The organism is Rhizobium phaseoli (assembly GCF_010668805.1).
Classification (GTDB): domain Bacteria; phylum Pseudomonadota; class Alphaproteobacteria; order Rhizobiales; family Rhizobiaceae; genus Rhizobium; species Rhizobium phaseoli_A.
In genome coordinates this window covers 570423-590252 of the sequence record NZ_WUFT01000001.1, presented here as the reverse complement: position 1 = coordinate 590252, position 19830 = coordinate 570423, and the positions used below count along the sequence as shown (strand labels likewise).

Sequence of the window (19830 nt, the reverse complement as noted above, 5' to 3'; positions counted from 1 at the left end):
TCGTCCTCAAATCAGTTACATCTGCATCTTGGTGACTTCGAGAAAGGCCGAGACGACCTTGTCGCGGATGGCGATGGCGGTCTGCAGCGTCTGCTCGGCCTGGAGCATGGAATCGACGACTTCACGCGTCGTCGCCGTGCCCTTGATGCCGGCGAAGGACATGCTTTCCGCACCCTTCAGGCTGGTGACCGCGTCGGTCGCCATGTTGCCCATGACGGAGGCAAAGCTCATGCCGTTGGCCGCACCTGCGGTGCGCGGCATGGTGGCGGCAGACGACGAGGCGGAATTTTCGGTGTCGACGGCGCCGAGCGCTCGGGTCATGGAAAGGTTGCTGACATTCTGGACGCTGCTGATCATTATTATTGGCTCTTCAGGAGGTCGATCGTGGAGGAGATGAGATCGCGGGTCTGCTTGATGGTCTGCAGATTGGCGTCATACGAGCGGTTGGCTTCGCGCATGTCGGCCATCTCGACGAGGATGTTGACGTTCGGCAGCTTGACGACACCCTTCTGATCCGCAGCCGGATTGCTGGGGTCGAATTCGGTGCTGAAGTCGCCTTCGTCGACGCCGACCTTCTTGACATCGACCGTCTCGACGCCGCTGGCGCGATCCATCTGCTGGCCGAAGGTGATCGTCTTGCGGCGATAGGGGTCGGCTCCGGGCGTGTCGCCGGTCGAGCGGGCGTTGGCGATGTTTTCCGAAACGATGCGCAGGCGCGTCGACTGCGCCTCGAGCCCGGAACCGGCGATTTTCATTGCTGCTGAAAGCGGATCCATGATTTTTACTTCCTGACGGTCATCAACATCATGCGGTTGAAGGAACTGACCAGCGAGGTGTTCAGATCGTACTGGCGCTTGATATCGCCCGACTTGGAGAGCTCCTCGGCCACACCGACCGTATTGCCGGATTCCTGGACGCCGATTTCCTGGTCGAGCGTGGCGTCCTTGACGTCGATATCGCCGCTGGCGCTGAAATCATTGCCGCTGAGATGGGCCGGATTGGTGCGCGCCATGGTGATGTCGGACTTATCAAGCACGGCGTCGAAGGGCGTGACGTCCTTGGCGCGGAACTTCGGGGTGTTGGCATTCGCGATGTTGCCGGCAACAACCTGCTGACGGATCGTCAGCCATTCCGCCTGTCGCGAAGCCAAGTCGAAAAGTTGGATCGGTTGCATGAGACTCTCCGTTTTTACTGTCCCGAACCTAGTGCGGTAATCTTGCGTGGGACTTACGGGAATTCAGGTTTCAAGGCGCTTTTCGGGCAGCGCACGCTCAAAAGAGCGGGGCTCCGGCCGGTTCGCGGTGGAGCCCCTGTTGCTTTCCGATTTGGCCGACTGGTTCAATTGTTCTGGTAAGTATCGCCCTTGGAGGTAACGATCACCCATTTGCCGTCGCGCTGCTCGAGTGTCGCTAGGCGGCTCTCGTCGGGCAGGATCGAACCGATGCGCACCACATACATGCCCGAGGGATCCTCGATCAGCGCCCGGCCGTTGGAAACGTGCAGCAGGCGGAAGGAAGACTTGCCGGGGAAAGGCTGATCCTCGAGTATGGGGCCGCCATTGCGCTCCTTGCCGAGGTCGGAGACCGTTGCCGTCGTCAGCGGATCGATCGGCGGGGCCTTCTTGTCCGGCTCGTTCTTGTTGACCATGGCAAGCGGCGAGACGCTGAAGACGTTGCGGGCCGGCCAATCCGGCAGTTCGCGCGAATTGTCGCTGGCGGCAACATTGATGCCGAACTTATCTTCGTTGAAGAAGACATACCAGGGAAAGAAGGCGGAAGCGCCGGCAAGCGCCAGGCCGGTGAAGGTCAGAAGCCGATCCAGGATGACGGTCTTCCGGCGTTGCTTCAGGGAAGCGATGCGTTCGTCGTCGAATTCAGCCACGTCTATCTCCTCTGAATGGGTGCGCCCTGATTGCCCATGCCGGCTGCAGCTTTGAGCGCGCCGGCGAGATCGGCGAAGGCATCGGCCGAGTCGCGGTCGCCCGGCGACTGTTTCAGGACGTCGTAAATGATCGGTACCTGCTTGACCGCCATATCGAGATCGGGATCGGCACCCTGGCGGTAACCGCCGATCAGGCGCAGGTCGCGCGTTTCCTCGAAGCGATGGATCAGCACCTTCAGCCGCGAGACCAGCTTTTCCTGGTCCGGCGTCCACGCCTTGCGGGCAAGACGCGAAATCGAGGCAAGCGGATCGATCGGCGGGTAACGCCCTTCTTCGGCGAGGCTGCGCTGCAGGACGATATGACCGTCGAGGATGCCGCGCGTCGAATCGGCGATCGGGTCGTTGTGGTTGTCGCCGTCGACGAGAATCGAGATGATCGCCGTGATGGTGCCGGCACCCTCCGGGCCGGGACCGGCGCGCTCCAACAGGCGCGGCAGCTCGGTGAACACGGAAGCCGGGTAACCGCGCGCGATCGGCGGCTCGCCGGAGGCAGTCGCCACCTCGCGGATCGCATGGGCGAAACGCGTGACGCTGTCGACGATGAAGAGAACATTCTCGCCCTTGTCGCGGAAATGTTCGGCGATGGTGACGGCCGTCAGTGGCGCCATCTTGCGCAGCATCGGGCTCTCGTCGCTGGTTGCAACGACGGCGATCGCCTTCTTCATATTGCTGCCGAGCGTGTCCTCGATGAATTCGCGCACTTCGCGGCCGCGTTCGCCGACAAGCGCAATGACGACCTTGTCGAAGGCGTCGGCGCGGGCGAGCATGGACAGAAGCGTCGACTTGCCGACACCGGAACCGGCAAAGATGCCGAGACGTTGCCCGAGGCAGAGCGGCGAGAAGATGTCGATCGCGCGTACGCCGGTCTTGAAGCCGGTCTGGACACGCTTGCGGGTCATCGAGGGGGGCGCGGTATTGGCGATCGAACGGCGATCGAGGCCCTCGGTGATCGGACCCAGCCCGTCGATCGGCTCGCAGAGCGAGTTGACGGTGCGCCCGCACCAGCTGTCAGACGGTGAGATACGGAACGCACCCTTGCGGATGACCGTATCGTCGATGCCGATCGGCTCGCCGGGTTCGATCGGGCAGACGTAAATCAGGTCCGGCTCGACGCGAACAACCTCACCGAGATGGACGCCGGTCGCCGATTTATGGGCGACGAACTCACCGAGGCGAACATGGCGGGAGAGACCGCGAACCGTGTAGTGGCCTGCGGCGATGGTCTGCACGCGACCGCCATGGGCAACCGCGAACTCCGGCGATGCGTATCGGTCGGCGAGATCTGCCAGATGCGCCAGTTTTGGGGAAAGATTGTCCTCGGACAGTAGTGTGGTGCTCATGCTTCAATCCCACCCGAAAATGCGACGCATTTTCGGTCTCTGTTCTTATGCATGTCGCCCAAAACCGCTGCACACTTTTGGGCGACATGCATTAGCGGCTACCCCCAAGCGTCTGCACGGCTTCCTTGAAGGAATCCTCGCTGTCGCGCATCAGCGACGAGACGCTTTCGAAGGCGCGGTTGACTTCGATCAGTTGGGTGATCTCGCGCATGGCATTGACGTTGGAGTTTTCGAGGTAACCCTGCTCGACGCCGACATTGAAGCGGTCGACGACGGCGCGCGGCTGGTCAGTGGTCATGATGCCGCTGTTTTCGTAGCGTAGGTAACCCTTGCTGACATCGGCCTCGAACAGCCCGAGCGAGGCGACCTGGCGGTCGCCCTGGTAGATGATGCCGTCGGTGCCGACAGCCGGCTCGCCGCCCTTCGAGTTGAGCTGGATGGGCGCGCCGCCGGCGTCGAGAACGGGATATCCGCGGATCGACACGAGTTCGCCGGTATCCTTGAGCGTGAAGCGGCCGTCCCTCGTCAGTACCCGGCCGGCCGGCGTATCGAGCGAGAACCAGGCATCACCTTTGATGGCGAAATCGAGCATGTTGCCGGTGTGCTGCAGTTCGCCATTTCCCTCGTTGAGATAGTCGTTGCCCTGGGAAACGAAGGCGACCTTGGTGTTGGTCTTATTTTTGGTGTTCGCCACCATCTCGTCGAACTTCACCTCGGTGGCGCGAAAGCCGGTCGTGTTCACGTTCGCCATGTTGTCTGCGATGGTGGTCAGGCGCTTTTCGAGCGCCATCTGCGACGACAGTGAAACATAAAGACCGGATTGCATGTCGGTAAGCTCCAAGCATTGGCGATGAACGGAACGAAAAGCCTGGCGTCGTCTTTGTGGTTCGGCCGGGATTTCGCTGAGGCGGCATCTCAGAAACGGGTGCGGACACCCATTCGTCTCCTTTAGCCTGACGGCATATGCTTGCGCGAAGCTGGCACGCGAAAATGCCTTGCCGGCGGGCTTTCATCAGCCTCACGCAAGGCAGAAACCCTATCCGTCTCAAAGAAAAGTAACGTTCAGATTGGGCTGACGATGAACATTATTATTGGATTTGTAGTTGTTTGCGGCTCTATCATCGGCAGCTTCATGGCGATGGGCGGCCACGTCGACTCCCTGTTCCAGCCCTTCGAATTCGTCATCATCGGCGGCGCCGGTCTCGGCAGCTTCATCATGGCGAACCCAATGAAGGTGGTGAAGGATTCCGGCAAGGCGCTCGGCGAAGCCTTCAAGCACGCCGTGCCGAAGGAACGCAATTATCTCGACACGCTCGGCGTGCTCTATTCGCTGATGCGCGACCTGCGCACCAAGTCGCGAAACGAAATCGAAGCCCATATCGACAATCCGGCCGAATCGACGATCTTCCAGTCGGCTCCGACGGTGCTGAAGAACAAGGAACTGACGGCGTTCATCTGCGACTACGTGCGCCTGATCATCATCGGCAATGCCCGCAGCCACGAAATCGAGGCGCTGATGGACGAAGAACTCAACACCATCATGCACGACAAGATGAAGCCTTACCACGCGATCCAGATCATGGGCGATTCCTTCCCGGCGATCGGTATCGTCGCCGCGGTTCTCGGCGTCATCAAGGCGATGGCCCACATCAACGATTCACCTGAGGTGCTCGGCCACCTGATCGGCTCGGCGCTCGTCGGCACCTTCCTCGGCATCCTCTTGTCCTACTGCGTTTGCTCGCCGCTGGTCTCCCAGATCAAAGTCGTGCGCAACAAGCAGCACCGCCTCTACGTCATCGTCAAGCAGACGCTGCTTGCCTACATGAACGGCTCGGTGCCGCAGGTCGCTCTCGAATACGGCCGCAAGACGATTTCGGCTTACGAGCGTCCGTCCATCGACGCGGTCGAACAGGAAATGATGAACCCAGGCGGCGAAAACAAGGCGGCTTAAATGACTATGAGCAATGCTTCGCAAGACAAACCGGCAATGGATCCTGCCCTTCTCGCCAAGCTGACAGGCGGGCTTGGCGACAGAGGCAGGGTCGCCAAGATCTGCAGTTCCTTCGGGGAAGTCTACAGCGAATTCTTTCCCGACGTCATCAAGAGCGAGACCGGCCTCGACGTGACGGTCAACTATCTCGGCTGCGAGATCGGCTATAAGAACCACCTGATCGACGACTTGAACTCGAACGTCACGCTCGTCGACGTGACACTGCGCAACTGGTCGCAGAACATCACGCTTGCCTGCGGCAACGGTTTCGTCATCACGCTGATGGAGCACCTGCTCGGCGCCACCGCCGATACGATTGAGGAGCCGGCCGACCGGCTGCTCTCGATCATCGAAATCGACCTTGCGGTGATGGTTTTCGACAAGATCGCCAAGGTGCTGCGCTCGGCCGTCAACGCGCCCGGCGGTTTCGAACCGAGCCTTACGGCCCCGCACGCCCTTGAGATGCGCGTCCGGCCGCCGGAAGACCGCCCGGACGAATTCGCCGCCGCCATCAATATGTCGATCACGCTGGCCGGCATCGTTTCGGAATTTTCGTTGATGGTTCCGCAGACGGCGCTGCTCAAAACCAAGGTGACGCCGCCGAAGCCGAAGCGCCAGGCGACCGGCAAGTCGGCGGAGTGGACCGAACAGCTGGGCGACCAGGTCCGCCGCTCGCAGGTCACGCTCGAGGCCAAGATCAGGCTGCAGGACCTGACGCTGCGCACGATATCGAAGCTGATGGTCGGCGACGTCATTCCGTTCCGCGACAGCGGCGACGTGCGCGTCGAGGTCAGCGCCAACAGCAAGGAATTGTATGTGTGCGAGTTCGGGCGTTCAGGCGAAAACTACATGGTCCGCGTCAAGGATACGATGAACTCGGATGACGAACTCATCCGTCATTTAATGAATTAATCGGTTCTCTGGCTTTCGGGCTGCAAAGGCAGTTTGAGGCAAGTTTCAACTGGAATAGTGATTTCATGGCTACGAAGAAAACACAGCAGAACAGCGACCTCTCCCTGGATCTTCCGGGCAGCGAAGCGGATCTCGACCAGGCGATCGACGATCTGCGCGGCGTGCTGAAGCAGGATGCCGATGGCGACCTGCCGCAGTTTGGCGACGACCTGCAGAACGACGCCTTCGCAGCAGGAACCGACCTGGCGGCCTTCGGCGGCGAGATGTCGGAAACCCCGTTCGGCGGCGACGATTTCGGCGGCGATTTCGGCGCCGGCAATGCCAGCCCGGCGGCCGGCATGGATTTCGGCGGCAGCTCCTCCTTCGACGCGTCGCCGGCTCCGCTCGGCAGCGCGCTGAATTCGAACTTCGACCTGATCATGGACATCCCGATCGATGTCCAGATCATGCTCGGCACCAGCCGCATGCAGGTCTCCGGCCTGATGAACCTCAATGAAGGGGCGACGATCGCCCTCGATAAGAAGATCGGCGAACCGGTCGAGATCATGGTGAATGGCCGCAGGATTGCACGCGGCGAGATTACGGTGCTTGATAACGACGACACGCGATTCGGTGTGAAACTGATAGAAGTTTTGAGTACGAAAAAAGCCTGATCCCTGTGTGGGACGGAGAGGTTAGACCATGATGGACTTTGACGATTTCGGCGGCGCGCTAGCCGGGAAACCGTTGACCCAGGCTGAAAAGGCGGCGGCTGTTCTTCTCGCCATGGGAAAGGGAGTCGCCGGCCGGCTGTTGAAATATTTCACCCAGGCCGAACTGCAGACCATTATCTCATCCGCGCAGTCGCTGCGCGCCATCCCGCCGGATGAACTTTTGATGCTCGTCGGCGAATTCGAAGACCTCTTCACCGAGGGCGCCGGACTGATGGACAATGCCAAGGCGATCGAGGCCATTCTGGAAGAAGGCCTGACGCCCGACGAGGTCGACAGCCTGCTCGGCCGCCGCACGGCATTCCAGGCCTACGAAACCTCGATCTGGGATCGTCTCAGCGAGGCAGAGCCGACGTTTGTCGCCCAGTTCCTGTTGCGCGAACATCCGCAGACCGTCGCCTATATTCTTTCGATGATGCCTTCCAACTTTGGCGCCAAGGTGCTGCTGCAGCTCCCTGACAACCGCCGCGCCGACATCATGAACCGAACGGTCAACATGAAGACCGTCAGCCCGAAGGCTGCGCAGATCATCGAGAACCAGGTCATGACGCTGCTTGCCGAGGTCGAGGCAGAGCGCAATGCCGCCGGCTCGACGAAGGTCGCCGATCTCATGAACGAACTCGACAAGCCGCAGGTCGACACGCTGCTCACCTCGCTGGAATCGATCAGCCGCGAATCCGTCAACAAGGTCCGCCCGAAGATCTTCCTGTTCGAGGACCTCATGTACATGCCGCAGCGCAGCCGCGTCTTGCTGCTCAACGACATCTCGACGGATGTGCTCACCGTCGCGTTGCGCGGTTCGCCGCCAGAGATCCGCGAATCGGTTCTCTCCGCCATCAGCCCGCGCCAGCGCCGCATGATCGAATCGGATCTGCAGAGCGGCATGGGCGGCGTCAATCCGCGCGAGATTGCCATTGCCCGCCGCGCCGTGGCGCAGGAAGCGATTCGCCTGGCCAACTCAGGCCAGATCGAGCTCAAGGAGAAGGAAGGCGACGCTTCGGCAGCCGCCTAACGCGGGCGGATTCCGGCTGCCCGCTTCCGGGCGACATGCATGGCACTGCCAGACTGTTGACAAATCCAGCCGCCCGCAAGGCGGCTGTTGATCGTCATGCCACAGGCGACTACCCTTCCAACGATAGGCCGCGCTCTAAGGCGCGTCGCAGGGAACCCGCTTTCCGCGGCGCGCTTTAGCTCTTTGTTTTGATGCATGTCGTCATTCCAGAACCGCTGCACACTTTTGGGCGACATGCAGTAGCTGCTGCCCATTTCTTTGACGGAGGGCCGCGACTTGGCAGACGATGACAAGGACAGCAAAACAGAAGCCCCGACCGCAAAAAAGCAAAGCGACGCGGCTGAGAAAGGCAACTTGCCGTCTTCGCGCGAGCTGTCGATCTTTGCGACCATCCTTGCCACCTATATCTATCTTGTGTTCTTCCTCCCCGACGGCGTCGGGCGCATGACCGAAACCCTGCGCGACATCTTCGAGCAACCCGACCAGTGGAAGATCGAGACGGGTCCCGACGTCCTCTCGCTGTTCGTCAAGCTCGGCTGGGCCACCGCGGCGCTGCTGGCGCCGGCCTTTATCCTGTTCATGGTGTTCGGCATCGCCTCCTCCGTCTTTCAGAACCTGCCGACGCCGGTCCTCGAACGCATCCGGCCGCAGGCCTCGCGCATCTCTCCCGCCAAAGGCTGGGAACGGCTCTTCAGCCTGCCGGGCCTCGTCGAGTTCGGAAAATCGCTGTTCAAGGTCGTCGTCGTCGGGGTGATCCTGTTTTTTGTGCTCAGAAGCGAATATTTCAGCTCGATCGACGCGATGTTCTCGGACCCGCAGACGATTCTGGTGCGGATCTCGACGGCGATGCGCAAGATCATCATCGTCGTGCTGATCGCCACCGCGATCGTGGCGATCGCCGATGTCTTCTGGACGCGCCATCACTGGTTCACCGAGCTGAAGATGACGCGGCACGAAATCAAGGAAGAAAACAAGCAGGCGCAGGGCGACCCCTTCGTCAAGGGCCGGCAGCGCTCGCTGATGCGCGACCGCGCGCGCCGGCGCATGATCGCCAATGTGGACCGGGCGACGCTCGTCATCGCCAACCCGACGCACTATGCGGTGGCGCTACGCTATGCCCGCGAAGAAAACGATGCGCCGGTGGTGCTGGCCAAGGGCCAGGACCTTATTGCGCTCAAGATCAGGGAGATTGCCGAAAAAAACGGCATCCCGGTGTTCGAGGATCCGCCGCTTGCACGCTCCATGTTTGCGCAAGTCTCGATCGATAGTGTCATACCGTCAGTCTTCTATAAGGCCGTTGCGGAGCTGATCCACCGGGTCTACGCCGCCGATGCCAAGAACAAACGGGTAAGATAAGCCGAATGAAAAAATGCCCCCACTCTACCCAGCGTGAAAAAATCCTCGCAGTTGCGATCAGCCCGGTCGCCACGGAACTGCGCCTTCTGGATGCTTCTGACCTTATTTCACTGCTGCGCTTCGAGTATTACGGCAACCTTTCCGATCTCGTCGCTTCGGCGGCAGAGCTTTTCTTTCATCCGGGCACGGTGAATTTCGGCCTGGGCGGCAATTATACGCTGGAATGGGGCGGCAAGCCCGAAGTCGTCCTCGATCTGGAAATCAAGCCGCGCGGCGTCACCGTCTATGCGCAGCTGACGCTTGCCGAAGATCACGCCGGCATCGAGATCAACCATATCGCGTTCCAGGATCCCTCGGCCGATCCCGATGAAAACACCCGCTTCCTCGAAAAGAGCCTTCGGGAATCGCGCTACAACGTCAATCAATCGCCCCAGGCCCTGGCGGGCTGACATCTCTCAGGACAACCGCGCTTCATCCGTCCTTCGACAGCGCACTCAGGCGCGTCGCATCGAACTTGATTCATGCAACGAGGCGGGTCGTTGACCCGGAACCACTGCACAGTTCCGGGCGACACGCATCAAACGCAATCTTAAAATGAAAGAGCCCCGGCCCGCTGGGCCTCAGCTGATGTAGCCGAGCCGGATCGCCTTGGCGATCGCTTGGATGCGATTGACGGAATCGAGTTTGATGGTCGCCGAGCCGAGATAGGCGTTCACGGTGTGCACGGACAGGCCGAGCTTGTCGGCGATCTCTTCGCTGATGCGGCCGTCGCCGGCGAGTTGGAGACAGGCGATCTCGCGTTCGCTGAGCGCCTCGGCGGTGGCCGTGCGGCGTTCGTCGAGCGAGAGCAGATCCATCATAATGTGGCAGCAGCGACCGTGCAGCTCGACGATCGTATCGCTCGAGGGATCAATCTCATCGCCGGTGAAAAGGATGAACCCGTTGCCGACGGTGCCGAGCCGCACTGGAAAGGCAAGGCCGGAAAAAGGCAAAATACCGTCCTGCAGCCGCGTCATGAACGGGGCGAAGTCCGCAGGACTAGGTGCCGCACGGTCGTAACCGCCGGCCCATGAGAGCGGCAACAAAGACTTCTCGATATGGTCGAGAAGGATATCGCCATAGGCATCCGTGAAGGCCTTGCCGAAGCCGGCATTGGAAGATCCCCAGTTCTCGAGTTCGCAGACGAGGCGCTGCTTTGCCGGAAGACCCGAACCGCTGACGCGGAAGATCGCGAACCCTTGAGCATCGGCAAGCTTCTGCATCGCAATCAGCCGCGGGAAAAGATCGGACCGGCTGGAAATCCTGTTCACACGCACCATGCGCAGCTGCTCGGCGCTGCTCATCGTCCTGGCTGATGAATGCCCCATGGATCCCCCTATACGAGATTATTGCGGACGGCGAAGGCAATCGCCTCGGACCGGGTCTTGGTCGCCGTCTTGCGCATCACGCTGGTGATGTAGTTGTTGATGGTATTGCGGGAGATTCCGAGGATCATGGCGATCTCGTCGCTGGTCTTGCCCTCGGCGATCCAGAAGAGGCATTCCAGCTCGCGGTCCGTCAATTCGAAATCGCGGTCGACCCTCGTACCACCGCAGCGGAGGAAACTCGCGACATAACCTGCAAGCAGGCCGACATCTCGCAGGCGCTCCGGCGACAGGATGAACCCCTCGCCGAACAGGAACATCAGGGCAAGCCGCGACCGGCCGACATTGAAGGTGAGAGAACAATATTGACGGCTGGCGCCGTCGGGCACGTCGGCAGTATCAGGCATAAGAGCAAAATTCGGCTGGAAGACCTGCATGCATTTTTCCAGCTCCGTCGAACGGGCATAGCCGCGAACCAGATCATTGGCGATATCCCTGACCAGGTCAAAGGGCCAATCCGATGAAACAATGAAATCGAGACCGCTTTCCTGGAGGAGATCACAGCGCGCCAGGAGGTAGTGGGAAGCCCCCACATACTCCGTCAGCGCCCGCAGACCGGACTGCAACCTGCCAGTGTTGGCAACGCCGTGCAGGCGCTGGAGGAGTTGATCGCGCGGCAACAGATCCGGCACCACCGCGCTTGCGAAATTCGCCATCTGCCTCTCGCCTTTGCTCGCCTGAATTACGTTCATATCCATTGGCAATGTCCTGCGGCTGAGAAACGATCGAACTCGGTGCAACAGCGATTTTTCTGTAAGGGATTCAATTCAAGTTCCGTTCGAATCCCATTTCGAATCACCCAAGGGTAAGCCAGCCGATGCAAATCACCATCTCCGACTTCTAGGGATTTACTTTCGCTGTCGCCCATGCCCTGATTCGATGATCAATTCCACCCCTCAAGATATAGGGGAGGCTAAGGTGATTCTGGGGGTATCGCAACTTCATTCGCGTTTTACGCGAGTTCGCCTTATTAAATTTCTCGACAGCGACACATTTCGGCATCATCCTCTGGTTCGGTCGGATCTGTTCCTGTTTTCATGCCGAATGCCCGACATTACCGTCACGGCTTCCAGAGCGGTTCGTCATTTGTTTGCGGGATCTGACAACGATCCCGTTACAGGAAATCAACCATGGTACCGACGTGAAAAAGGCCGGTTGCCCGGCCTTTTTTCTTATGCTGCCTCGTCGATCGCCCATTTCCGGAGGATTTTCGCGGCGCGTTCCTCGTTGATCTCGACCATGCGGGAGAGCTTGCGCTCCGGGCCTTCCTTGACGCGGCGATTGAAATTTCCGTCGTCGTCGCCGAGGCTGAGCAGATCCTCGGTGCTGTCGAAGCCGAAGTCGGAGCCGAAGCCGTCCATAAGAGCTCCTCCGGGCGCGCCTGCGGAAGGCGCGAAGTCCGGAAGCTCGAGGCCCGCCGCCTCCGGCGTGGCGTCGCCGAGGACCGGCGAGCTGCCATTGCCGCTGACGCTGCGCACCAGGGGCCGCAGGCCCATCCAGACCACCACGAAGGCGACCGCGACGAAGGCGAGAGAGTTGATGATGCCGGCGAGATTGCGGCTCAGTATATCCATGACGCGGACACCACCGGTGGCGTCTTCGAGCAGCTGGTTCTCGAGGAAGTCCATCGCCGTGACGGTGACGGCGTCGCCGCGCTTGGCGTCGATGCCGGCGGCCGAAGCGACGATCTTCTGCATTTCGGCAACGTAGGCATCGATCTTGGCCTGGTCGGCGGGCTCGCCGACCATCTTGGCGATGCGGCCCTTATTGACCACCACGGCGATCGAGAGCTTCTCGACCTTGTAGCTGTTGCGGGTCGTCGCCGTCGTCCTGCTGTTGATTTCGTAATTGGTCTGCTCTTCGCGCTTGTCGGACTTGTCCTGCGATTCAGGTCCGGCGGAACCGCCGGCCTCGGGAGCCGCCTGCGGAATGTTCTGCTCGACCGTCGTCGCACTGTCCGACTGCTTCTGCTGCGACTGCTGGGCTTCCTTGGTCGAGCGGACAGAGCGTTCGACCTTGGATTCGGGATCGTAGGTCGTTTCCTGGATCTGCTGGGCGTCCGTGTTGAGATCGGCGGTCACGCTGGAACGGAAGTTGTCCATGCCGAGGAAGGGCGCCAGCGCCTTGTCGATGTTGGATTCGACTTCCTGCTGGACGTTTTGGACGATGCTGAGCGAGCGGTTCAGCGAGCTGTTGCTCGCGTCGTCGCCGGAAGCGAGCAACTGGCCGGCGGAATCGAGGATCGTCACGTCATCGACGTCAAGCCCCGGCACGGCCGAGGCGACGAGGTGGCGGATCGAGGTCGCTGCACTGCGCCCGGTGGTGGCGCTGGCGCGAATCATGACGGAGGCGGTCGGCTTCTGCTCCGCCTTTCGGAAGTTTCCAACCTCCGGCATGACGATATGCACGCGCGCGGCTGTTATGCCCGAGATCGATTGGATGGTGCGAGCGATTTCGCCTTCCAGCGCTCGAACCCGCGTCACCTCCTGCATGAAGGAGGTCAGGCCGAGGGAGCCGACATTGTCGAAGAGTTCGTAACCGGCATTGGCGCTGTTCGGCAGGCCGCGCTCGGCAAGCAACAGCCGGGCCTTGCCCGTCATCCCTGCGGGGACGCTGATACTGGTGCCGTCCGTACCGACCTGGAAATTGACGTTGGCTTCGGCAAGCGCCATGCTGATCTGGTTGAGATCCGGCGCATCCAGACCGACATAGAGTGTTTCCTGTGCCGGCTTGTTGACGAAAAGAGCGGCCGCAAGGACGATTGCGATGGAGACGGCACCGACGCCTCCGAGAATCATCAGGCGTGTTCGGCCAAGGGAACTGAAGTTCTTAAAGATCTGAACTAATTGATTTAACAGATTCATTCTGTTCTCGCACGATTCGTCAAAGACAAAGCAGGCTTATTGCCTCATCTGACGAATAGTCGGCGAAACTTGTGCGAGCGTTTCGTGAAGCGCGGGCGGGAGCAAAAAAGCCCGAACGAATGCCTCCCAAAACGTCGCAGCGGTTTTGGGAAACGACGTGCCCAAATCAAGACTTGAAGCGCCGCATGAATCCGGCTTGACGCGATGCGCCTTAGAAGAAATCGAAGTCGCCGGCTGCCTTGCTCAATGGCTGGGAATGGCCGTGGCGTGTGGCGCCGCCCAATGCCTTCTGCATTTCCGCCAGCTTGACGAGGCTGAGCGCGGTGGCGACGTCGACTGCCCAGCCGTGCGGGATTTCGCCGGTGATGGTGTCGATGAACTCGGCGAGGCCACGCGATTTCTGCACGGCGAGATCGATGCCCTGCATGACCTTCATGGCATCCGGCGAATTCAGGATTTCGGCGCCGCCGAGATCGAGAAGCTGCGGCTCGATGCGCTCGATGAGATAGGCGACATCGTGCAGTTCGGAAACGATGCGCATCAGGATGTCGCTCAACGCCTCGACAGGCGCGGGCGGCTCCATCACCGGGTTAAATGTCATATGAAAATCCTCGCCATCAAAAAAATTCGATACTGGTTTCGACGGGCTTCGGCGGAGCGGCGGGACGCTGCTCGAGAGCGACGGTTCTCTGCGTTTCGGCGCCGGTCAGGGGGTACTGCCGGGCACGACCGGAGACGGGCCAAAATTCAAGCTTGCGTCCATGGTCTCCGCCTGTGGAGGAACCGACCACCGGAATGCCTTCATCCCTCAGGAACTGCATGGCGAAGGCCGCGTTCTGCTCACCGACATTGGAGAATGTCGAGATCGTCTTGGCGCCGCCGAAGATCTTGGCCTCCAGCCTGTCGCGCCGGGCGCCCTGCTTCAGGAGACCGTTGATCAGCAGTTCCATCAGATGCACGCCGTAACGGGTGGCATCGCCGCCTGATGTCGGCGACGTCGCCGAACCGGGCAGCAAGAAGTGGTTCATGCCGCCGATGCCGGCGACAGGGTCTCGAAGGCACGCAGCCACGCAGGAACCGAGAATGGTCGAGAGGACCGCATTCGGATCGTTCAGAACCTTGTACTCGCCCTGAATGATGTGCACGCGGCGGGCTGCCCCCTCAGTGATCATTTCAGGGCTCCAAACACGGCTTCGATAGCCGCTTTCATCTTCTCGATCGTGAACGGCTTGGCGAGCACGTTGTTGGCGCCGAGCTGGGCTGCCTTCTGCACCAGTGCGCGGTCGCCCTGGGCGGTGAGGATGATGAAGGCCGCCTTCTTGGTGTTCGGGTTGGTGCGCACGGCCTGAAGGAAGCCGATGCCATCCATCTTCGGCATGTTGAAGTCCGAGATCACCAGGTGGTGCGGCTGCTCGGCCATGATCTTCATGCCCTGCTCGCCGTCGCCTGCGGACGTGATCTGCTTGAAACCGAGCTGGGTCAGCGCGTCGCTGAGCAGCAACCGGCTCGTTACCTGATCGTCGACGATCAGAACTTTGATTTTCTCCGCGATCGACATTTTATTCGGTCCCTTCCTTTCGGGCGGCTGTCATTTTCAATATTTCTTCCCCGATGGCAGACAGGGGCAACTGCTGCTCAACGGCGCCAAGTTCATGGGCAACCCTTGGCATTCCGTAAACGACACAGGTTTTTTCGTTCTGGCCGAGTGTTCTGGCGCCGGCGTGGCGCATTTTCAACAATCCGGCGGCACCATCGCGGCCCATTCCGGTCAAAATCACGCCAACGGCGTTACGGCCCGCCAACTCCGCGACCGAATCGAACAGCACGTCGACCGATGGCCGGTGACCGTTGACCGGCGCCCGGTCGACGAGACGGCAGCACGGCGCCGAGGCACTGCTGACCTGGAGATGGCGCTCGCCGCCGGGCGCCAGATAGATCTTGCCGATTTCGAGGCGGGCACCGTCGGTTGCTTCCTGCACCACCGGCGCACAGAGGCGGTTCAGCCGTTCGGCGAAGCTCTTTGTAAAGGTCGGCGGCATATGCTGGGTGATAACCGTCGGCGGACAATTGGCCGGAAACTTCTGCAGCACGGCGATCAGCGCCTCGACGCCGCCTGTGGACGAGCCGATCGCGACGATCTTGCGGCCGACGCGGAAATCGGCAACCGAGGGCGGAGGTGCTGCGGGAGCAACCGGATGGGAGAACTGGCGCTGCGTGCGCGCGGCAGCCTTGACCTTCTCGGCGAGGTCGCCAAAGGGCCTGAGTTCGCCCGGCCCCGGCTTGCCGACGCAATCGAACGCCCCGATCTCAAGTGCTGCAAGCGTCGCCTCGGCGCCGCGATGGGTCATTGTCGAGACCATGATGACAGGCATCGGACGCAGCGTCATGATCTTTTCGAGGAAATCGAGACCGTTCATATTCGGCATCTCGATGTCGAGCGTCACGACGTCGGGGTTCAGCCGCTTGATCGCCTCGCGCGCTTCCAGCGCGTCGCCGGCCTGGCCGATGACGTTGACCTCGGGGTCAGAACTCAAGACGGCGGTGATCAGACCCCGCATCGTCGGGGAGTCGTCAACAACGAGAACCCTTGCCGGCGCGCTCATGCCTTCCTCCCGAGACCTTTGGCGGTATAGCGATAGGTCGTAATGCCGATATTGTCGAAGACGTGTTTTGCCTCGCCCGACACACGCTCGGAATGGCCGATATAAAGATGTCCGCCCTCCGGCAGCAGGCCGGCGAAACGCTGCCAGATCTTCATCTGCGTCGGCTCGTCGAAATAGATGACGACGTTGCGGCAGAAGATGACGTCGAACTTGCCCTTGAACGGCCATTGCGCCATCAGGTTCAGCTCGTTGTAAGTGATCAGCCGCTTGACCCGGTCGTCGACCTGGAACTTCCTGCGGCCCTGGACCTCGACTTCGCTGAACCATTGCTTGCGCATGGCGGGCGAAACGGTTTCGAGCGCGCTTTCGTCATAGGCGCCGGCCCGGGCAATCGCCAGGATCTTCGGGTCGATGTCGGTTGCCAGGATCTTGAAATCGTAATCGGCGACATTCGGCATCAGCGACAGCACCGTCAGCGCAATCGAATAGGGTTCCTGCCCGTCGGAGGAAGCGGCCGACCAGATGCGCACCCTGCCGCCCGATCTCGCCCGCTGCAGAAGTTCCGGTAGGACATGGTCGCGCAGGTGGTCGAAATGATGGTTTTCGCGGAAGAAGCGGGTGAAATTGGTGGTCAGATGCGAGAGCATCTCGCGGCGCGGCGCAGCACCCGCCGGCGAGGCGACGAGGTCACAATATTCCCGGAAGCCGGACAGACCGAGATTGCGGATATGTTTCGACAGGCGCGAATAGACGAGCGACGCCTTCGTCTCGTTGAGGAAGATGCCCGCATCCGAATAGATCATCGCGGCGATCTCCGTGAGGTCGCGGCGCGTTAGCGGATATTCTCCACTCGCCAGGACCTCGTCGGATCCCTGCCTCTGATCTTTTGCGCCCATTGGGTTCATGCGGCTTCGCTTTCGGTCTCGGGAAAGAGGGCTTCGAGTTCGATCAGGCAGATCATGCGCTTGTCGATGGCAAGAATGCCGCGGGCAAATTGACGCTCGAGTTCGGAGGAGATCTCTGGCGTCGGCTGGACGGTTTCGTCGGTCACCGTCAGGATATCGGACACGGCATCGACCAGCAGGCCGACGACCTTGCGCCGCACCTGGGCAACGATGATCACATGACGGGCGGTCGGATCGGCCGGCTTCATGCCAAGCCGGGCGGCAAGGTCGATGATCGGCAGCACCGCGCCGCGCAGGTTGATAACTCCAAGCATATAGGCAGGCGAGTGCGGCATCGCGGTCGCCGGGGTCCAGCCCCGGATCTCACGAACCGACATGATGTTCACGCAAAATTCCTGATCCCCGATGCGGAACGCGATCAGCTCGCGGTCCCCCTCGTTCAGATTTTTCACGGCGTACGACATTGCCTTATCCTACCGCTGCTAACGACATTTCCGCTTTGAGCGACTGGCCGCGCGAGGCGCCGACAACCGCGTCGACATCGAGGATGAGAGCGACGCGCCCGTCGCCGAGAATGGTCGCGGCGGCAATGCCCGGCACATGGGTGTAGTTGGCTTCCAGGCTCTTGATGACCACCTGGCGCTGACCCTGGATGGCGTCGACCATCAGGGCGCGCTGGCCGCCGCCTTCGGACTCCACTAGAAGCGCCACGCCCTCGACCGGGTTGGCCTGGGTCGCACGGAAGTTCAGGATGCGGCCGACATCGACCAGCGGGCAGAAGCTGTTGCGAATCGAGATTAGCCGGTGGTTTGCACCGAAGGAGTGGATCGCGGCCGCTTCCGGCTGCAAGGTTTCGACGATCGCAGTCAGCGGCACGACCAAGGTCTGGCCGGCGACGGTGACCACCATGCCGTCGAGGACGGCGAGCGTCAGCGGCAGGCTCATGGTGAAGACCGAGCCGTGGCCGGGCTTCGAGGTGATGTTGATACGACCGCCGAGCGCCTGGATCGAGCGCTTGACGACGTCCATGCCGACGCCGCGGCCGGAGATGTCGGAGATCTTGTCGGCCGTCGAGAAACCCGGCAGGAAGATCAGGTTGTCGATTTCTTCGTCAGACAGGTTGGAATCGGCCGGGATGAGGTCGTTGTCGATCGCCTTCTGGCGGACCTTCTCGCGGTTGATGCCGGCGCCGTCATCGGCAAGCTCGATCAGGATGCGTCCCGAACGATGCTTGGCGGTCAGGCGGACCGTGCCCTCGGTGTTCTTCCCGGCGGCCGCGCGCTTTTCAGGCGTTTCAATGCCGTGGTCGACGGCATTGCGGATCATGTGGGTCAGCGGCTCGGCCAGCTTGTCGATGACAGTCTTGTCGACTTCGGTATTTTCACCTTCGGTGATGAGGCGGATCGATTTGCCGGTCATGTCGGCGATTTCGCGGACGATACGCGACATGCGCTGGAACACCGGCTTCACCGGCTGGGCGCGGATCGCCATGACCGAGTCCTGGATCTCACGGGTGAGCTGCTGCAGCTCTTCCAGACCCATATTGATCGAGGAGGTGCCGGTCGTATCGTTCTCGATGACGCTCTGCGACAGCATCGCCTGGTTGATGACCAGTTCGCCGACGAGGTTGATGAGGCGGTCGACACGGTCGAGATCGACGCGGATCGTCTGGCCGGCGCCGGCGGCGGCGTTGTTCTGGGCGGCGGCACTTGCAGCCGCGGCTGCTGCGGCGGCCGATTCCTTCTTCTCGACACGGGCGGCGGCTGAGGCCATCTGCGTGACGTTGGAGGCGATCTCGGCGGCGGCAACGGCTGCGGCCGTCTCCTCGGCCCTTGCGGAGGCGGAAACCTCTTCCGTTGCGCCGCTCTCATCCAGGATCGACAGATCGAAGGGAACCGGCACCATCGGCAGTTCGTCGTTGCTGGTCGCGTCGGCCCTTGCGTCCTCGACCGGCTTCACCGACAATTCGCAATCCCACTCGGCGAATTCGAAGACGGTGCGAATGGCGTCCTCGCCCTTGTCCGTCTTGATCGTGACGTTCCAGAAGAAATAAGCGCCTTCCGGATCAAGTTCCTCGAGGCCCGGCAGGTCATCGGTATTGCAATAGATGGTCATTTCGCCGAGGCGCGAGAGATCGCGCAGCAGCAGCGTGGCGTCATTGCCCTTGGAATAGAGTTCGTAGCGCGGCTTGAAGGTGATTTCATAGGCCGGCATGTCGGAACCCGCATCGCCCTCGCCGCCAAAATCGTCGAAGGAAAAGGGGACCGGCTGGAAGCCGCTCTCGTCGGTGGGCTTGGCTGTCGGCGCCGCAGCGGCCGGAACGGCCTTGGCTACGGGCTTTGCGGCCGGCGCCTCGGCCAATGCCGAGGGAGACGGCAACTCACCGTTGGCCAGCGCCTCGAGCTCCTTGACCAGGCTTCGGCTGCGGCTTTCATCGACGCTGCCGCCGTCGCGCGCAGCATTCGTCAGGTCGGCGAGCACGTCGGCCGACTTCAGCATCACCTTCAGGACGTCCTGGGTCGGCTCAAGCTTGTTGGATCGAACGCAATCGAGAGTGGTCTCGAAAACATGGGCGAAGGCGACCAGATCATCAAGGCCGAAGGCGCCGGCGCCACCCTTGATCGAATGCACGGCACGGAACACCGCATTGACGGTTTCCGGATCGCGATCGCCATCATTCAATTTCAGCAGACCGGATTCCAGCTCGGCGAGCTGTTCCTCGCACTCCTGGAAAAAGATCTCTTTGATTTCGTTCATATCCATCGGTGCAAAT

22 protein-coding genes are annotated in these 19830 nt (G+C 61.0%); 6 read left to right on the top strand and 16 right to left on the bottom strand.

Annotation, left to right across the window (positions count from 1 at the left end; genetic code table 11):
- Positions 1-15: 15 nt before the first annotated feature.
- The 6 genes from GR197_RS03035 to flgF all read right to left on the bottom strand — a co-directional run bounded on the left by GR197_RS03035 (position 16) and on the right by flgF (position 4107).
- Positions 16-357, bottom strand: a complete 342-nt coding sequence (locus tag GR197_RS03035) for a flagellar hook-basal body complex protein FliE (protein ID WP_164006537.1) — start codon at positions 355-357, stop codon at positions 16-18.
- 2 nt (positions 358-359) lie between these two features.
- Complete coding sequence (gene flgC, locus GR197_RS03030; RefSeq protein WP_007633309.1) at positions 360-776, bottom strand: flagellar basal body rod protein FlgC; 417 nt, start codon at positions 774-776, stop codon at positions 360-362.
- A 5-nt stretch (positions 777-781) separates the two neighbouring features.
- A complete protein-coding gene (flgB, locus tag GR197_RS03025) occupies positions 782-1174 on the bottom strand; it encodes a flagellar basal body rod protein FlgB (RefSeq protein ID WP_164006536.1) in 393 nt (130 codons plus the stop codon).
- 164 nt (positions 1175-1338) lie between these two features.
- Positions 1339-1881, bottom strand: a complete 543-nt coding sequence (locus GR197_RS03020) for a flagellar protein (RefSeq protein WP_164006535.1) — start codon at positions 1879-1881, stop codon at positions 1339-1341.
- 2 nt (positions 1882-1883) lie between these two features.
- Positions 1884-3281 (bottom strand): flagellar protein export ATPase FliI, encoded by a 1398-nt coding sequence (gene fliI / locus GR197_RS03015; protein WP_164006534.1) that lies wholly within the window; start codon positions 3279-3281, stop codon positions 1884-1886.
- Between the two features lie 91 nt (positions 3282-3372).
- On the bottom strand, positions 3373-4107 hold the full coding sequence (flgF, locus tag GR197_RS03010; RefSeq protein WP_164006533.1) for a flagellar basal-body rod protein FlgF: 735 nt from the start codon (positions 4105-4107) through the stop codon (positions 3373-3375).
- Positions 4108-4359: 252 nt separating this feature from the next.
- Between flgF and motA the strand changes: the two genes are divergently transcribed.
- The 6 genes from motA (at position 4360) to GR197_RS02980 (ending at position 9710) form a co-directional block, all read left to right on the top strand.
- Entirely contained in the window at positions 4360-5232 is an 873-nt protein-coding gene (gene motA / locus GR197_RS03005) for a flagellar motor stator protein MotA (RefSeq protein WP_164006532.1), read from the top strand.
- On the top strand, positions 5233-6183 hold the full coding sequence (locus GR197_RS03000) for a FliM/FliN family flagellar motor switch protein (RefSeq protein ID WP_164006531.1): 951 nt from the start codon (positions 5233-5235) through the stop codon (positions 6181-6183).
- Positions 6184-6248: 65 nt separating this feature from the next.
- Positions 6249-6836, top strand: coding sequence for a flagellar motor switch protein FliN (gene fliN / locus GR197_RS02995; RefSeq protein WP_164006530.1), 588 nt, complete (start codon positions 6249-6251; stop codon positions 6834-6836).
- A gap of 28 nt (positions 6837-6864) precedes the next feature.
- Positions 6865-7905 carry a flagellar motor switch protein FliG gene (gene fliG / locus GR197_RS02990; RefSeq protein ID WP_164006529.1) on the top strand — a complete coding sequence of 347 codons (1041 nt, stop codon included), beginning with the start codon at positions 6865-6867 and terminating at the stop codon, positions 7903-7905.
- A gap of 276 nt (positions 7906-8181) precedes the next feature.
- Positions 8182-9261 (top strand): flagellar biosynthesis protein FlhB, encoded by a 1080-nt coding sequence (flhB, locus tag GR197_RS02985; protein ID WP_164006528.1) that lies wholly within the window; start codon positions 8182-8184, stop codon positions 9259-9261.
- A gap of 5 nt (positions 9262-9266) precedes the next feature.
- Positions 9267-9710, top strand: coding sequence for a hypothetical protein (locus tag GR197_RS02980; RefSeq protein ID WP_164006527.1), 444 nt, complete (start codon positions 9267-9269; stop codon positions 9708-9710).
- A 171-nt stretch (positions 9711-9881) separates the two neighbouring features.
- Here GR197_RS02980 and visR read toward each other — a convergent pair whose 3' ends face one another.
- The 10 genes from visR to GR197_RS02930 form a co-directional block, all read right to left on the bottom strand.
- On the bottom strand, positions 9882-10628 hold the full coding sequence (visR, locus tag GR197_RS02975; protein WP_164006526.1) for a transcriptional regulator VisR: 747 nt from the start codon (positions 10626-10628) through the stop codon (positions 9882-9884).
- 8 nt (positions 10629-10636) lie between these two features.
- On the bottom strand, positions 10637-11383 hold the full coding sequence (gene visN, locus GR197_RS02970) for a transcriptional regulator VisN (RefSeq protein ID WP_164006525.1): 747 nt from the start codon (positions 11381-11383) through the stop codon (positions 10637-10639).
- Positions 11384-11857: 474 nt separating this feature from the next.
- Positions 11858-13549 carry a flagellar basal-body MS-ring/collar protein FliF gene (gene fliF / locus GR197_RS02965; RefSeq protein ID WP_164006524.1) on the bottom strand — a complete coding sequence of 564 codons (1692 nt, stop codon included), beginning with the start codon at positions 13547-13549 and terminating at the stop codon, positions 11858-11860.
- A gap of 211 nt (positions 13550-13760) precedes the next feature.
- A complete protein-coding gene (gene cheT, locus GR197_RS02960) occupies positions 13761-14150 on the bottom strand; it encodes a chemotaxis protein CheT (RefSeq protein WP_003584234.1) in 390 nt (129 codons plus the stop codon).
- A 16-nt stretch (positions 14151-14166) separates the two neighbouring features.
- A complete protein-coding gene (gene cheD, locus GR197_RS02955; RefSeq protein WP_007633342.1) occupies positions 14167-14721 on the bottom strand; it encodes a chemoreceptor glutamine deamidase CheD in 555 nt (184 codons plus the stop codon).
- Positions 14718-15107: a response regulator gene (locus GR197_RS02950; RefSeq protein ID WP_003556488.1), complete on the bottom strand. Its 390-nt coding sequence runs from the start codon at positions 15105-15107 to the stop codon at positions 14718-14720. Before GR197_RS02950 ends, cheD begins: the two co-directional genes overlap by 4 nt.
- A 1-nt stretch (position 15108) precedes the next feature.
- Positions 15109-16152, bottom strand: a complete 1044-nt coding sequence (gene cheB, locus GR197_RS02945; protein ID WP_164006523.1) for a protein-glutamate O-methylesterase CheB — start codon at positions 16150-16152, stop codon at positions 15109-15111.
- Complete coding sequence (cheR, locus tag GR197_RS02940) at positions 16149-17057, bottom strand: protein-glutamate O-methyltransferase CheR (protein WP_164006522.1); 909 nt, start codon at positions 17055-17057, stop codon at positions 16149-16151. The genes cheB and cheR overlap by 4 nt, the downstream gene beginning before the upstream one ends.
- The gene (locus tag GR197_RS02935) at positions 17054-17521 is read right to left on the bottom strand and encodes a chemotaxis protein CheW (RefSeq protein ID WP_164006521.1); all 468 of its coding nucleotides are present in this window, start codon (positions 17519-17521) and stop codon (positions 17054-17056) included. The genes cheR and GR197_RS02935 overlap by 4 nt, the downstream gene beginning before the upstream one ends.
- Positions 17522-17525: 4 nt before the next feature.
- Positions 17526-19820 (bottom strand): chemotaxis protein CheA, encoded by a 2295-nt coding sequence (locus GR197_RS02930; protein ID WP_164006520.1) that lies wholly within the window; start codon positions 19818-19820, stop codon positions 17526-17528.
- Between the last annotated feature and the right edge of the window lie 10 nt (positions 19821-19830).